This is a genomic window from bacterium (genome assembly GCA_019637795.1).
In the GTDB taxonomy this organism is placed as follows: domain Bacteria; phylum Desulfobacterota; class Binatia; order HRBIN30; family CADEER01; genus JAHBUY01.
On the sequence record JAHBUY010000008.1, the window covers coordinates 23,791 to 38,237 of the forward strand.

Here is a 14,447-nt window from a genome sequence, read left to right on the forward strand (position 1 = left end):
CACCCCCACAACCCTCTGCCACATCGCGTTCCCTACGTTGACTTGCCGCCCGGCGCAAGCTCAGGTTCCGAATGCGGCAACGGCGATGGCCCATGACTGACAAGCCCGAGAACGGTTCCGACAGCGAGGCCGCGGCGCGCGGCGCGCGGCGCAGCTCGCTGATGCACGTCGGCCGCCGGGTCGACTACGCCGTGCGCGCGCTCGCCTACCTCGCGGCGCAGCCCGACGGGCGCGTCGTCGGCCGTGCCGAGATCGAGGCGCGACAGCACATCCCGCGCTCCTTTCTGGCCAAGATCCTGCGCCGCTTGGTCGCCGCCGGCCTGCTCGAATCGGTGGCGGGCGTCGGCGGCGGCTTCCGCCTCTGCCGTTCCCCGGCGACGGTGACCATCCGCCAGGTGTACGAAGCGGTCGAAGGGGAGCTGGCGCTCATCGACTGCCTGCGCGGCGATGTCTGCAGCTTCGACCCGGTGTGCTCGCAGATCGATGTCTGGCGGGGCGCCCAACGCCGGCTCGCCGCCTACCTCGAGGGCATCTCGATCGCCGACGTCGCCGATCCGCAGGGGCTGAACGCGCGCCTGGCCGCGGCCCGCGAACGCGCCAGGTCCTGAGCGTCGGGCCCGCCGCGTCGAGATCATTTCATCGTCGCGTCACCCCCGCGTCGCGTCCATGTCATCCGGCGTCCTTAGCCTGATGGCCGACAGCGATGCTCAGTCAGGCGACAGACCCCACCTCCGCGACGCCCTTCACCGTCCGCCTCGCCACCTCCGCGGCGGACATCCGCGCCGCGCAGCGCCTGCGCTACGAGGTCTTCGCCCTCGAGATGGGCGCCCGCCTGGCGAGCGCCGACAGTGGCCTCGATCGCGACCGCTGGGACGAGCACTGCGACCACCTGCTGGTGGGCGAGCGCGGCAGCGGGCGGGTCGTCGGCACCTACCGGATGCTGCCGCCGGCGCGCGCCGCGGCGGCCGGCGGCTGGTACTGCGGCGAGGAGTTCGACGTCAGCCGCCTGCTCGCGGCGCGGCAACGGATCGTCGAGGTCGGCCGCGCCTGTGTCGATCCCGCCTACCGCAGCGGCCTGGTCATCGCCCTGCTGTGGGCCGGCCTGATGCGCTACCTGCGTCGGCACGGCGGCGCCTACGCCATCGGCTGCGCCAGCATCGGCACCGAGGACGGCGGTCATCTCGCCGCCAGCATCTGCCGGCGCGTCCTGCGCGACCACCTCGCGCCACCCGCCTGGCGCGTCACGCCGCGCCAGGCATTCGTCCTCGAGGGCTGGGAGGATGTCGCCGATCCGACCCTGCCGCCGTTGCTCAAGGGCTACCTGCGCCTCGGCGCCGATGTCTGCGGTCCCCCGGCCTGGGATCCCGCCTTCCGCACCGCCGACCTGCTGATCCGCCTCGATGTCGCCCGCGCCAATCCGCGCTATGTCGACCGTCTCCTGCGCGCCGCCTGACCGGCGCACCCCGTTCGCCACCCGGGCGGCACGCCTGACCCGACTGCTCGCGCACCTGTTGCGCATGTGGGCCGGCGCCCGACTGCTGGCGCCGCGCCTGCGGCCGGCGGCGCGCGCCCACCTGATGCGGCGCTGGGCGCGGCGGCTGCTGCGGGGGCTGGCGGTCGAGGTCCGCCTGCACGGCGCCCCGGTCCCGGAGGCGGCGCTGCTGGTCGCCAACCACGTCTCGTGGCTCGATACCTACGCGATCCACACCGTCGAGGCGGCGCGCTTCGTCGCCAAGGCGGAGGTCGGCACCTGGCCGGTGATCGGCACCATCGCGGCGCGTTTCGGCACCATCTTCATTCGCCGCCGCTGCGTCCGCTCGGCGGCCCGCGTCGTCGGCGCGCTCGCCGAGGCGCTCTGTCGCGGCGAGTCAGTGGCCGCCTTCCCCGAGGCGACCACCAGCGACGGCCGCGACCTGCTCCCCTTCTTCCCGGCGATGTTTCAGGCCGCCGTGCTCACCGGGGCGCGCGTGCAGCCGGTGGCGCTCCGCTACCGCGACGTCGCCGGCGGCCATTCCACCGCCGCGCCCTACGTCGGCGCGATGTCGATCCTCGACTCGTTGCGTCTGCTGGTGCGCGAGCCGCGGATGACCGTGGACGTCATCTTCTGCCCGCCGATCGATCCGCACGGCCTCGGTCGCCGCGAGCTCGCCGCCCGCAGCCGCGCCGCCATCGCCGACGCCCTGGGGCTTGCCGCGGCAACCGATCCGACGCCGCTGCGTCGCGCTGCCTGAGCCCCGCGCTCAGGGGCGCGCCTTCATCGCGTAGATGCGCGTCACCTCGATCTCCAACGCGACGGTGCGGCGCGGCTGGCCGCTCGCGCCCGGCCGCGTGTCGCGCAGGCTGTCCGGCAGCTCGCGGGCGACGCCGTGGACGATCGCGGCGGCGCCGTCCGGGCCCCAGGTGGTGAGCGCGACGCGCGGGTTGGCGCGCAGGTCGCGCCGCCGCGCCGCGTTCTCGTAGATCGTCGAGCGCAGGCGCCCGGCGACGAACTCGGCATGCACCGGGGCGAGATGGGGGGTGCCGTTGGCGCCGCTGGTGGCCATCGCCTTCATGCGGGTGCCGTTCCAGAAGGCGACCAGCTCGGCGGCGGTCATCCGGCGCTCGGGGCGGTCGAAGGTCTCGAGGACCGCCGCTCCACCGCGGGCTCGGCCGCGATCGAGCGCCGCCTGGATCGGCGCCAGCATCTCGGCCGACCAGGTCGAGGGATCCTTGTCGCCGTCGGCGGCGCCGGCGGCGATGGGCTGGCGGCAGGCGGGGTCGGCAGGCGTCGTCATGCCTGCCGGATAGCACATCGACCGCCGCGCCGAACGCCGTGCGCGCTATGCCGGCTGAGGTTCGCCGCCGGAAGGATCGCCCGCGGGCGGGTCGTCACTCCTGACTTCCATGGCTGCCGCCGCCAGGGCGGCCGCCCGCTCCGGCGGCAAGGGGCGAATCGCATACGGCAGCAGCCAGCCTTGTTTGGGATTGTACGATCGATTGGGCATCGGGCGCTCTCCGAACGAGGGATGGCTCGCCCCACAGCAAGATCGCGGCCCGCGCTGCACGGTCGGCTGTGTCGGATCGCATACCGCCGGCGGGGCGGCGCGGATGCGTCACTCCGTCCCGCAGTGAGGCATTCCGTACCGTGTCGCGTTGCGTCTTCGCGGGGTTTCGCGGCCGCAGTCAGTGCGGCCGCGGGCCCTGGCCGAGCGCCAGGCGCGCATACTGGCGCAGGGTGGGATCGGGCAGCTCGACCATCAGGCGGCGCAGCGCCTGTTCGCCGCTGGGGCCGGCGAGGGCGAGCGCGGTGAGCGCGCCGCGCGCCTCCGCAGGACGGGTGCGGGCGACGTCCTCGAGCTGCGGTACGGCGGCGGCACCGAGCCGGCCGAGCGCCTCGGCGGCGGCGGAGCGGACCGAGGGGTCGCCGTCGGCCAGGGCGGGGACGCAGGCGTCGACCCCCCAGGTCGTGCGCGTGTCGGCGAGCGCCACCGCGGCGGCCGCGCGCACGCGCGGATCGGGATCGCTGCGCGCCAGCGCCGGCAATCGCCGTTCGACGGCGGGGCCGCCGAGGGCGCGCACGCCGACGGCGCGGATGGCGGGCTCGCGGCGTTCGAGGAGCGCTTCGGCGCGCGCGGCGGGGAGGCCGTCCGCGAACGCGGCGAGCGCCGTCAGCGCCTCGGCTTCGAGCGCGCCGCCCGGGCGCGCGAGCTGCTCCAGGGCCGGACGGGCGGCGGGCCGGCGCATGCCGCCGACCAGCGCCACGATGGCGGCGCGTTGCGACGGCGCGCGCTCGCCGTCGGCCGCCCAGTCGAGCAGCGCCAGGACGCCCGCGTCGGGCAATGCGGCGGCGAGCTGCGGCGCCTCGCGCAGGCGCTCGATGGCCAGTGCCGCGAGCAGCGGCGAGCCGCTGCCGGCCATCTCCAGCAGCGCCGCGGCGCGCGGCGCGCCCTGGTCGCCGGCGGGCAGTGCCGCATAGCGGACGAGCAGCTCCACGTCGCGCGGCGCCGGCTGCCGCAGCATAGCGTCGCCGTCGCCGGCGATCGCCCGCGCCCCGGGCCGTGGCAGCAGGCGCTGCTTCCACAGCGAGCCGGACGGCGGCTCGACGAGCGCCAGGAGCACCGTGTCGCCATTGGCCAGGCGCGGCGGCCGGCCGCGCGCCAGCTCCTCCCACAGCACCGGCAGCGCCTCCCCGGCGGCGGCGCCGCGCAGCGGCCGCAGCACCGTCGCGGTGGCGGTCCACCCGCTGCCGTCGATGGCCTGCACGCCATCGATGCGCACCAGCGCCGCCACCGGCGCGGCGTCGAGCGCGGCCAGCAGCGGCGTGCCGAGCGCCCGCGGCTGGGCCGCGGCGGCGCCGGCCAGCAGCAGGCCGGCGCCGAGCGCCGCGGCGAGACGGATCACGGCGTGCGCGGCGGGTTGAAGCCGGGCTCGCCGTCGACGTCGGCGTAGAGCGCGTTGGTCACGCCGAGCGCCAGCGTGCCGGCCTCCCCGAGGTTGCCGTCGGTGAGCTCGGCGAGGGTGGTGTTGGTGGCGCGGCGCAGATCCTGGCCGAAGACCGGGAACATCGGCGGCGAGACGCCGTCGGTGCCCTTCACGATGACCACGAACCAGGTGTCGGCCTGGAGCGGGAAGGGCAGGGTGAAGCGCGACACCCAGCGCTCGGCGCCGGGCACGCGGGCGTCCACCACCTCGCGGTCGAGCGGGACGTCGACGCCGGCGGTGAGCACCAGGGTCGGCTCGGCGCCGTAGAGGGTCGGGATGCCGCCGCGCTCGCGGGCGACGACGGTATCGGCGTTGGCGTAGATCTCGATGCGATCGAACGGCGCCCAGAGCGGCGCCTGCGCCTCGACGTCGAGCAGCACGGTGCCGTTCTCGCTGCGGACGTCGACGCTGCCGCCGAGCGTCAGGTCGGCGACCGCGTCGGAGCCGTCGTCGGCGCGCAGCCGGCTCTGCACGTAGACGCCCTGGCCGAAGACGGCGCGCCCGGCGGCGACGGCGCGGGCGACGTCGGCGGGGTCGATGGCCGCCGGGTCGTCGGTCGGCGACGCCGTCCAGGTGCGCGCCCCGGCGCTGTTCAGCGGCAGGAACTCGTGCGTGTCGGTGTCGCCGATGCCGGTGGTGCGCAGGCCCTGGTTGAGGTGGTTGAACCAGATGCCGAGGCGCGTATCGAGGAACTCGGACTGCTTGCCGCGGCCCGAGCCGTTCCACAGCTCGAGCGCCTTGAAGTGGGCGAACTGGTTGCCGCTGTTGGGATCGAGGCGGAAGCGCGTCAGGTCGGCGGCGCCGATGAAGGAGCGCGGCGGCACCTGCTTGGTGTCGATCTGCAGCGGATCGAAGGTGCTGTCGATGTGATTGATCTGCACCACCGTGTCGGGCGTCGTGTTCGGGCCGGTCTCGGCCAGCACCTGCAGGTCGGGCAGGTTCAGGGAGTAGGCGCCGAGCGAGCGGAAGTCCTTGCCCGGCGGCGCCGCCACCGCCCAGTCGGTCGAGCCGCCGTTGGGCAGCGTCGGATCCACCAGCAGGGGATAGGCGTTGTAGTGGCCGTAGTCCCAGGTGGTGATCTCCTCGCCGATCGTCGCGTGGACGAAGGGCGTGAAGCCGAGGCGCGCGATCGTCGGCGTGAGATCGGTGTGGGCGTGGTGGTCGGTCATGATGATGTTGTCCACGCCCTCGCCGGCGAACTGACGCACGCGGTCGCTCTCGGGCACCCGCGAATCGGCGCTGGCGATGCCGTGGACGTGGAAGTCGGAGGAGACGAAGCCGCTGGTGTCCAGCACGCGGGCGATGCGCGCCGCCACCTCGACCGGCGCGCCGCCGGCGGCGACGACGAGCGGCTGCGTGAACAGCGAGTACTCGGTGCCGCGCGACACGGCGAGCTGGTAGTCGCCGGGCTCGACCTCGAATTCGGCCCGGCCGCTGCTGTCGGTGTAGCCGACGTAGACGAAGCCGAAGCGCAGCGCTTCGTTCTGGTCGTAGAACAGGCCGGTGGTGTCGCTGCCCGGGAACACCACCTCGGGGCTGGGATCGAAGCCGACGACGGCGACGCGCGCCGGCAGCGGCTGTTCGTCGGCGTCGGTCACCTGCACGCGGACGCGCCCGGTGGCGGGCAGCGCGATGTTCTGCTCGACCGCGCCGCCTTCGGCGATGGCGATGGGGTGGACGATCGGTTTCGATCCGCCGCCCTCGTAGGGCGCGCCCTGGCGCGCTGCGGCGACGCCATAGGCCCCCGGCGGCAGCGTGCCGGCGTAGCAGCCGTCCGGGCCGGTGACGAAGATCGAGGTGACGCTGGTGATGGCGCCGTTGGCGACCGGGCCGACGGCGACCCGCGCCTGCGGCGCCGGCACGCCGCCGATGGTGACGCAGCCGCGCAGGGCGCCGACCGGCAGCCCCTTGATGGCGCGCTCGAAGTCGACGGCGTTGCTGCCGCTGCCGTCGCCGACCGCGAGATAGCGGGTGAAGCTGTTGCTGCCGTGCGCCGGCACGAAGAAGGTCGGCGGTCCGCCGAGCACGACGCCGATCACCGAGTTGCTCTGCATCACGTAGGAGACCCCGGAGGCGGTGAAGAAGCTCGAACCGGGATGCGTGGAGCCGGGAATCGGCAGCGTGACGTGTGCGTAGTCGACCCCCGCCGCCTCGCCGTAGCCGATGAAGCTCATGACGCTCAGGTCGCTGGTGAGGATCTCCCCGAGACCGGCGGCGGCGCTCGTCCACTGCTCCACCTGGCCGGCGGCGTTGATGTAGTCGCCGACGTAGAAGCCGCGGTCGACGTCCTCGTTGTTGTAGAGCGTGGTGACCATCTTCACCGCCCGCGCGCCCGGCGCCAGGCTGTACTCGGTGCAGCCCTCGACGTCGTAGTCGGCATCGTCGGCGCTGGCGGGGAAGGGCAGGCCGCCGATGTCCTCGATGATCGTCGACGGGTTGACGAAGTCGAGCACGTCGTCGGGGCCGCAGGTGCGGATCGACGCCGGCCGGCCGTCGCTGCCGTCGTTCACGATCTCCACCGTCTGGGCGTTGATGACGGTCTCGATCTGCACCGCCGGCTGGATCTCGAGAAAATTGTCGAGCCCGGGGTGGCCGACCAACTCGGCGTCGATGATGTTGCCGCCGAACGCGCCGACGCTGTACAGGTTGCGCTGCGGCGCGTCCTGGATGATGAAGCGGGCGACGCCGTTGGCCAGCAGCCAGTCGCCGATGCGGCCGTCGGCGAGCGGCCCGGTGATCAGGTCGGCGGCATCGGTGATGCGCCGCGCCACCGCCTGCGGCGGCAGGTAGCGGAAGCCGACCGTGTTGCTGACCGCGGCGGTGCTGCCGGCGGGAATCGCCGTGACGGTGAGGATGTTGTCCTCCTGCAGCGCGTCGTCGGGTCCGATCTCGGTGACGTACTCGCCGGCGGCGGTGCCGGCGCTGAGGGCGATCGCGGTGCCGTTCAGGTCGGCGCCGACGCTCACCACCTCCGCGTCCGGCGGATCGATGGCGGCGCGGATGGTGAACGCGACGGTGGTGATCGTGCTGCCGTTGGCCGGCTCGAGGATGTGGACCGAGAGCAACTGCGTCGCGGTCGGGGTCGGGCTGGGGGTCGCGGTGTCGCTCGCCGCCGGCGTCGCGGTGGCGGTCGACGACACGGTGTCGGTCGGGGTCGCGGCCACGGTGTCGGTGGCCGTCGCCGCGCCGGTGCTGGTCGCCGTCGGCGGCGCGGTGTGCGTCGCGGTGGCGGTCTCTTGCACTGCGGTGTCGGTGGCCTGGGGGGTTGCCGTGGCGGTGGCGGTCTGCGCCAGGACCGTGTGCGTGGCCGTCGAGACCACCGTGCTGGTCGCCGGCGGCGTGCTGGTCGCGGTGCCCACCGGTTCCGTGGCAGTCGCCGTCGGTGTCCTGGGCGTGCCGGTCGGCGTGCGGACGGTCGCCGTCGGCGTCGCCCGCGGCGTGTTGTTGTCGTTGGAGCCACAGGCGGTGAGCAGCAGCCCGAGCGCGATCGCAAACGGCAGTCGTAGATGCACGGTGAGACCCCCTGGTCCCCTGCATAGCCGGCCCGGTAACGCTGAGACAAATGCCCCGCGCGAGCCGGGCCCGGCGCCGCTCGCCGCGCGCTCGCGGCAGCAATCCGCTCGCACCCGTGCGGTCTGCTCGGACGCTGAATCGAGTTCGGCAGGCGCCCTCCCTGTGCTAGACGATCCGACATGGCCAGCGCCCGATGCAGGGGCGCGACGAGGAGCCGTTCAGGATGCGAGGCAGGAACTGTCGGGGGGCGCTGCTCCTCTGGGTGGCGGTGCAGGCGTGGGCGGGCGCGGCGCAGGCGGTGGTGATCAGCGCCGGGATGGCGTCGGGCGCGCCGGGCGACGTGGTGGCGGTCGACGTCTCGCTGGCGACCCAGGGCGCGGCGGTGCTGGCGACCCAGAATCGCATCGACTTCGGCCGCCAGGCCTACATCGCCGCCCGCCCCAACGGCGCGCCCGACTGCGCCGTCAATCCGGCGATCGACAAGGGCGCCACCGGGTTCCGCTTTCTGCCGCTCGGCTGCGATCCGACGGCCGACTGCGCCAGCGTGCGCGTCTTCGTGATCGCGTTCGACAACCTGGCGCCGATCGCCGACGGCTCGCGCCTCTACACCTGCCAGGTGCGGATCGCGGCTGACGCGGCCGCCGGCATCCATCCATTGGCCCTGGCGGAGCTCGGCGCCTCGGCGGCCGGCGGGGTGTCGCTGCCGACCAGCGGCGTCGACGGCGCCGTCACCGTGCTGTCGCCGCCCGTCGCCCGGGTGGTGCTCGGCTCGGCCGCGGGCCAGCCCGGCGACGTCGTGCAGGTGGGGGGGACGCTGACCCTGCTCGACGCGACCGCCGCCATCGCCGGCGTCTCGCTCGACTTCGCGTTCGATCCGCTGACCCGGGTCCGCAGCACGCAGTCGGGCACGCCGGACTGCGCGACGGCCATGCCGAGCAACGCATCGTTCGCGTTCCAGCCCGTGGATTGCACGCCGGACCTCGACTGCTCGGGCGTGCGCGCCCTGGTGTGGACGCTCGCCGGCGCCACCGCGCCATTCGTGGACGGGGCGGCGCTGTTCGACTGCGCGGTGGGCATCGACGACGCCGCGGCGGCGGGCGCGTATCCGCTGGTCGCCGGCCCGGCGCTGGGCAGCGATCCCGATGGCCAGCCCCTGGCGCTGATCGGCGTCGACGGCGTCATCACCGTGGAGGCGCCGCTGCCGCCGGCCTGCGCCGGCGACTGCGACGGCAGCGGTCAGGTCTCGATCAACGAGCTGCTACTCGGGGTCAACATCCTGATCGGCAACGCGTCGCCGGAGCAGTGTCCTGCCGTCGACACCAACGGTGACGGCAGGGTGGCGGTCAACGAGCTCGTCCAGGCGGTCAACGCGGCGCTCGGCAGTTGTCCCATCTGAGGACGGCGCCGCCGGCCGGCGGCTTGACTTGTCGCGGCGCCGGTTCATCGTGCGCGCACGCCGGCCCCGCCGCGTGACGGCTGCCCGTGGGACGTGCCCGTGCTCACTGACCTCATCCTGATCCTCCTGCTGATCGTCGCCAATGGCATCTTCGCCGGCGCCGAGATCGCCGTCGTCGCGCTCCGCCGCTCGCGCGTGCTGGAGCTGGTCGAAGCCGGGCGGCGCGGCGCGCGTGCCGTGCTGGCCCTGCGCTCCGACCCGGAGCGCTTCCTCGCCACGGTGCAGATCGGCATCACCGTGGTCAGCGCCACCGCGGCGGCGTTCGGCGGCTCCACCGTCGCCGCCGCCATCGTCCCGCTGCTGCTGCAGGTGGGCGTGCCGCCGCACTGGTCGGAACGCCTCGCGCTGGCGCTGGTGGTGGCGGCGGTCTCGTACCTGTCGATCGTCATCGGCGAGCTGGTGCCGAAGTCGCTGGCGCTGCATCGCCCGGAAGCCTACGCGCTGCTGGTAGCGCGGCCGCTGTTGGCGCTGTCGTGGCTGGCGCGGCCGCTGGTGCGCCTGCTGACCGTGAGCTCGAACGCGCTGCTGGTGCCGCTCGGCGATCGCACCACCTTCACCGAGACGCGGCACTCGGCCGAGGAGCTGCAGCACATCGTCGAGGAGGCGGCGAAGGCGGGGACCGTCCATCCGCAGGTCGGCGAGATCGCGTCGCGCGCCATCGACTTCGCGGACCTGACGGCCGGCGACGTCATGGTGCCGCGCGAGCAGGTGGTCGTGCTGCCGCGCGACGCCTCGCCCGAGGCCATCCGCCGCCTCCTGCTCGAGTACGGCCATTCGCGTATCCCCGTGTACGAGGGCCGGGTCGACAACGTCGTCGGCTACCTGAACGTGAAGGACATCCTCGCCATGGCATGGGAGCGCGAGCTCATCGTGCTCGCCGACGTCGTGCGCCCGGCCTACTTCGTGCCCGATGCGACGCCGGCGGTGGAGTTGCTGCAGGAGATGCGCCGCCGCCACGTGCTGATCGCGATGGTGGTCGACGAGCGCGGCGGCATGGAGGGCATCGTCACCATGGAGGATCTCGTCGAGGAGCTGGTGGGCGAGATCTTCAGCGAGCACGTCAAGCAGGAGCCGGAGCTCTTCCGGCGCGAGCCGGACGGCACGGTGCTGGTCGATGGCGCCGCGCCGGTGCGCGACGTCAACCGCGCCCTCGACCTGCACCTGCCCGAGGAGGAGGCGTGGAACAGCGTCGCCGGCCTCTGTCTCGCGTTCGCCAACCACATTCCGGTCGCCGGCGAGCGGATCGCGCTCGACAGCGGCCTGGTGCTCGAGGTGGTGGACGCGACGCCGCGCCGCGTGCGGCGGGTGCGCGTGTACCCGCCGCCGCCCCGCCGGGACAGGGAGGACGACGATGACCACTGATCCGGGCTTCACGGCCCCGACGCGCATCGAACGGCTGTTCAACGCGGCGGTCGGCTGGCTGGTGCGGATGGGCGTCGGGCCGTCGCACATGCGCCTGCTCGAGGTGCGCGGCCGCGTCAGCGGCCGCCTGTACACGCTGCCGGTCGACCTGCTCGAATACGAGGGAGGCCTCTACCTGGTGGCGCCGCGCGGCCGCACGCAGTGGGTGCGCAACGTCGCCGCCAGCGAGTCGATCGTCCTGCGCCGCGGCGCCCGGCGCACCCGCTACGCGCTGCGCCCGCTCGGCGACGCCGAGAAGCCGCCGGTCCTGAAGGCGTATCTCGTCCGCTTCGAGAACGAGGTGGGCCGCTTCTTTCCGCTTCCCGCCGGGTCGCCGGTGGCGGCGTTCGTCGCGCTGGCGCCGCGCTACCCGGCGTTCGCGCTGACGCCGGTTGCCTGACGCAGCGCGCCGGCGCTGATCCAGGCGCGGATCAGCGCCATGTCGGCGGCGCTCAGCGGGTCGCCGGTGAGTGGCATGCGGCTGCCCTGGCCGAGCGGCGGACCGGCGAGCTTGCTGAGCAGGAAGCTGTTGTCGGGATGCCCGGGATCGACGCGCAGCATGCCGGCGAGGCGGGCGGCGTCGATGCTCGGCTCGACTCCGACCAGCGCCGCGTAGCTGGTCGCCGCGTCGGTCAGGATCAGGTCGCCGGAGGCGACGGTGGTGTCGTGGCAGGTCGGGATGGCGCAGCGCGGCGAGAAGATGGTGGCTTGAATGCGCTCCAGCGTTGCCAGCGGTGTGTCGGTCGGCGTCGGCGACGGCGGGCGGCAGCCGTCGAGCAGGGCGTTCACGGCCGCGATCAGCTCGCCGACCGTGGCGATGCCGTCGCCATCGCGATCGAGGGCGGCGCAGGGCCGGCTGCCGTCGAGCACGCTGGCGACGCCGGCGATCAGCTCGGCGACCGTCACCACGCCGCTGCCGTCGCAGTCGCCGGCGCAGACGACCGGGGCGCTGGTGGGGGTCGGGGTCGGCGTCGCCGACGCGGCGACGGTCGGCGTCGCGCTCGGCGGCGGGGCGCGGTTGGTGAGGATGACCGTGAACGCCGCCGACTCCGCGTAGCGCGGCGAATCGGTGGTGAGCTTGAACGACAGCGGAAAGTCGCCGAGGACGCCGTCGGCGACGGTGAGCTGCCAGGTGGGGTGGACGTGCAGCGTGCCGGCAGCGCCGAGCAAGGCGCGGTCGCCGGCGCGCCTCAGGGGCACGCCATTGATCTTGAGCGCGGCGGCCGGGTCGGCGGCGACGATCTCGAGGCTCACCACGGTGCCGTCGGCGAGGGTGAAGAAGCCCGCGTCCGGCGGATCGGTGACCGCCATGAAGCCGGGGTCGATGGTGCTGTAGAGGCAGTCGCCGCCGGCGCACAGCGCCTTGAAGGTCTGCAGGACGTCGCGAGCGGTGAAGTCCCACTGGACGGTCAGCGCCCCGCCGCCGTCGGCGGTCGACCAGACGAGCATGCAATCGGTTCCCGTGCAGGCGCGCGCCGGGGCCGGCGCCAGCGCGGCGAGGCCGGCCAGCAGCAGCGACGCTAGCAGCGCGAGGCGCAGTCGGAGGCTGGAGCGGGGCACGACGTCTTCAACCGTAAGTGAGCCGCAGCTCTGAGAAAAGGGGGTTGTCGACGGCGGGGCGGGTGAATCGCCACCGGATCAGACGGTCGGCGGGCGCTTCTGCAGCTTGCGCTGCAGGGAGCGCCGGTGCATGCCCAGGCGCCGCGCGGCTTCGGAGATGTTGCCGTCGCAGTCGGCGAGGACGCGATTGATGTGCTCCCACTCGGCGCGCGCCAGCGACGGCGTGCTGTGGTGGCCGGGCGCGGGGGCGGGCGGCTGGCCGTCGCCGCGGGCGAAGGCGTCGATGATGTCGTGCACGTCGGCCGGCTTGGGCAGGTAGTGGGTGGCGCCGAGGCGCACGGCGTCGAGAGCGGTGGCGATGCTGCCGTAGCCGGTGAGCACGACGATGCGGGTCGTCGGATCCAGCCCGTGCAGCCGCCGCACCAGGTCGAGGCCGGAGCCCCCGGGCATGCGCAGGTCGACCAGCGCGAGCTCGGGCGGGTCGGCCTCGGCATCGCTGACGGCGGCCTCGATGTCATCGGCGGTGCGGACGTCGTAGCCGCGCTCGCGAAAGGCGCGCGCCAGGCGCTCGCGCAACACGCGGTCGTCGTCGACGATCAGCAGCGACGGCGCGGCGGCCTCGCGTCGGCCGTGATCGGTGGGAGCGGCGTTCGGCGTCACAGGGGTGGTGTGGCAGATTCGCCGCGGTCGGCAATGTGGCCGATTGTCGCAGGGGCGCGGCGGGGCAGGAGCAAGGTGACGGCGGTGCCGCTGCCGGGCGCGGAGTCGATGGCGAGCGAGCCGCCCAGCCGTTCGACCACGGTGCGGCTGAGGAACAGGCCCAGCCCCATGCCGCGATCTGGCCCCTTGGTCGTGTAGAACGGCTCGCCGACGCGGGCGAGCACGTCGGCGGGCATGCCGCTGCCGCGATCGCGGACGGTGAGACGCCAGCGCTCGCCGTCGCCGTCGAGGGTGACGTCGACCGGCGCCGGCGGCGGCGACGCGTCGAGGGCGTTCTTGATCACGGCGCGGATCGCCTGGGCGACCGAGCGCGCCGGGGCGACCAGGGTCCGCTCGCCGCCGCGGGCGTGCACCAGCACCCGCTGCGCCTCCGGCAGATTCGCCAGCGCCTGCGCCACCAGGCTGCTGCCGTCGACGGCGACCAGCGGCTCGCCGGTGCTCTCGCCGGCGTCCGCCGCCATCTGCAACAGGATCTCGCGGCAGCGCTCGACCTGGGCGCGGATGAGGTGGGCGTCGGCGACGGCGTCGCCCGTCCCGTCGGCGCGCTCGAGCTGGTCGGCGAGCTCGCGCGCCACCACGGCGATGGTCGACAGCGGCGTCGCCAACTGGTGCGCGGCGCCAGCGGCGAGGGTGGCGAGCGAGGCCAGGCGCTCGCCGCGCGCCGCCTGCTCGCGGGCCCGCGCCAGCTCGCGCTCGCGCGCACCCAGCGCCCCGGTGACGCGGCGCACGAAATAGACGATCAGCGCCGCGGTGAGGGCGAAGGCCACCCACATGCCCTCGAGGTGCGAGCGCAGATGGGCGGCGTGCTCGGATCCGCCGGGCAGCGGCGTGATCGCGAACAGGAGTCCGAAGCAGGCGAGTGCGAACGCCGCCAGGGCCCAGCACCAGGCGCCGGGCAGCACGACCGCGGCGAGCGCGATGTACACGAGATAGAGGAAGCTGAAGGGATTGACCGGCCCGCCGGTGAGCGACAGCAGGACGGTGAAGAGGGCGATGTCGAACGCCATCAACGCGCCGAGCATCCAGTCCGCGATCGCGGTCGCGGTGCGCGCCCAACGCCGGCAGGCGGCGTTGCTCGCCGCCTCCACGGCGATGATCGCCAGCAGCGGCGCCAGCGGCAGCTCGATGCCGATGAGGACGTGCGCCAGGACGACGAGGGCCGCCTGGCCGCCGACCATCCCCCAGCGCAGGCGCAGCAGCCAGTCGAAGTTGATGTCGCGCACGTCGGACACGCCGCCGATCTCAGCCCGCCACCGTCGCTGGTGTCAACGCGAGGCGCGCCGCGGCCCGACCGGCGAGGACCAGCGCCGCGGCGATCCGCGACGAGCGCATGCGG

Annotated in this window: 12 protein-coding genes; 6 read left to right on the forward strand and 6 right to left on the reverse strand. The window is 74.0% G+C overall.

The window, feature by feature from the left end; genetic code table 11:
- Positions 1–92: 92 nt before the first annotated feature.
- The 3 genes from KF840_23630 (at position 93) to KF840_23640 (ending at position 2,231) form a co-directional block, all read left to right on the forward strand.
- Positions 93–608, forward strand: coding sequence for an Rrf2 family transcriptional regulator (locus KF840_23630; protein MBX3027896.1), 516 nt, complete (start codon positions 93–95; stop codon positions 606–608).
- Between the two features lie 95 nt (positions 609–703).
- Positions 704–1,453, forward strand: coding sequence for a GNAT family N-acetyltransferase (locus KF840_23635; protein ID MBX3027897.1), 750 nt, complete (start codon positions 704–706; stop codon positions 1,451–1,453).
- The gene (locus tag KF840_23640) at positions 1,425–2,231 is read left to right on the forward strand and encodes a 1-acyl-sn-glycerol-3-phosphate acyltransferase (protein ID MBX3027898.1); all 807 of its coding nucleotides are present in this window, start codon (positions 1,425–1,427) and stop codon (positions 2,229–2,231) included. The genes KF840_23635 and KF840_23640 overlap by 29 nt, the downstream gene beginning before the upstream one ends.
- Positions 2,232–2,240: 9 nt before the next feature.
- On the opposite strand, the gene KF840_23645 is transcribed toward KF840_23640, so the two are convergent.
- The 3 genes from KF840_23645 to KF840_23655 all read right to left on the reverse strand — a co-directional run bounded on the left by KF840_23645 (position 2,241) and on the right by KF840_23655 (position 7,973).
- On the reverse strand, positions 2,241–2,774 hold the full coding sequence (locus KF840_23645) for a pyridoxamine 5'-phosphate oxidase family protein (protein MBX3027899.1): 534 nt from the start codon (positions 2,772–2,774) through the stop codon (positions 2,241–2,243).
- Positions 2,775–3,162: 388 nt separating this feature from the next.
- Entirely contained in the window at positions 3,163–4,380 is a 1,218-nt protein-coding gene (locus tag KF840_23650) for a HEAT repeat domain-containing protein (protein ID MBX3027900.1), read from the reverse strand.
- Complete coding sequence (locus KF840_23655) at positions 4,377–7,973, reverse strand: hypothetical protein (GenBank protein ID MBX3027901.1); 3,597 nt, start codon at positions 7,971–7,973, stop codon at positions 4,377–4,379. The genes KF840_23650 and KF840_23655 overlap by 4 nt, the downstream gene beginning before the upstream one ends.
- A gap of 224 nt (positions 7,974–8,197) precedes the next feature.
- On the opposite strand from KF840_23655, the gene KF840_23660 reads away from it, so the two are divergent.
- The 3 genes from KF840_23660 to KF840_23670 all read left to right on the forward strand — a co-directional run bounded on the left by KF840_23660 (position 8,198) and on the right by KF840_23670 (position 11,231).
- Positions 8,198–9,370 (forward strand): hypothetical protein, encoded by a 1,173-nt coding sequence (locus KF840_23660; GenBank protein ID MBX3027902.1) that lies wholly within the window; start codon positions 8,198–8,200, stop codon positions 9,368–9,370.
- A gap of 126 nt (positions 9,371–9,496) precedes the next feature.
- Positions 9,497–10,792: an HlyC/CorC family transporter gene (locus KF840_23665; protein MBX3027903.1), complete on the forward strand. Its 1,296-nt coding sequence runs from the start codon at positions 9,497–9,499 to the stop codon at positions 10,790–10,792.
- A complete protein-coding gene (locus tag KF840_23670) occupies positions 10,782–11,231 on the forward strand; it encodes a nitroreductase family deazaflavin-dependent oxidoreductase (protein ID MBX3027904.1) in 450 nt (149 codons plus the stop codon). Before KF840_23665 ends, KF840_23670 begins: the two co-directional genes overlap by 11 nt.
- On the opposite strand, the gene KF840_23675 is transcribed toward KF840_23670, so the two are convergent.
- From KF840_23675 to KF840_23685, 3 genes are all read right to left on the reverse strand, one after another.
- Positions 11,198–12,391 (reverse strand): hypothetical protein, encoded by a 1,194-nt coding sequence (locus KF840_23675; GenBank protein ID MBX3027905.1) that lies wholly within the window; start codon positions 12,389–12,391, stop codon positions 11,198–11,200. The genes KF840_23670 and KF840_23675 overlap by 34 nt on opposite strands.
- A gap of 78 nt (positions 12,392–12,469) precedes the next feature.
- Positions 12,470–13,051: a response regulator gene (locus tag KF840_23680; GenBank protein MBX3027906.1), complete on the reverse strand. Its 582-nt coding sequence runs from the start codon at positions 13,049–13,051 to the stop codon at positions 12,470–12,472.
- Positions 13,048–14,289, reverse strand: a complete 1,242-nt coding sequence (locus KF840_23685) for a HAMP domain-containing histidine kinase (GenBank protein ID MBX3027907.1) — start codon at positions 14,287–14,289, stop codon at positions 13,048–13,050. Before KF840_23685 ends, KF840_23680 begins: the two co-directional genes overlap by 4 nt.
- Between the last annotated feature and the right edge of the window lie 158 nt (positions 14,290–14,447).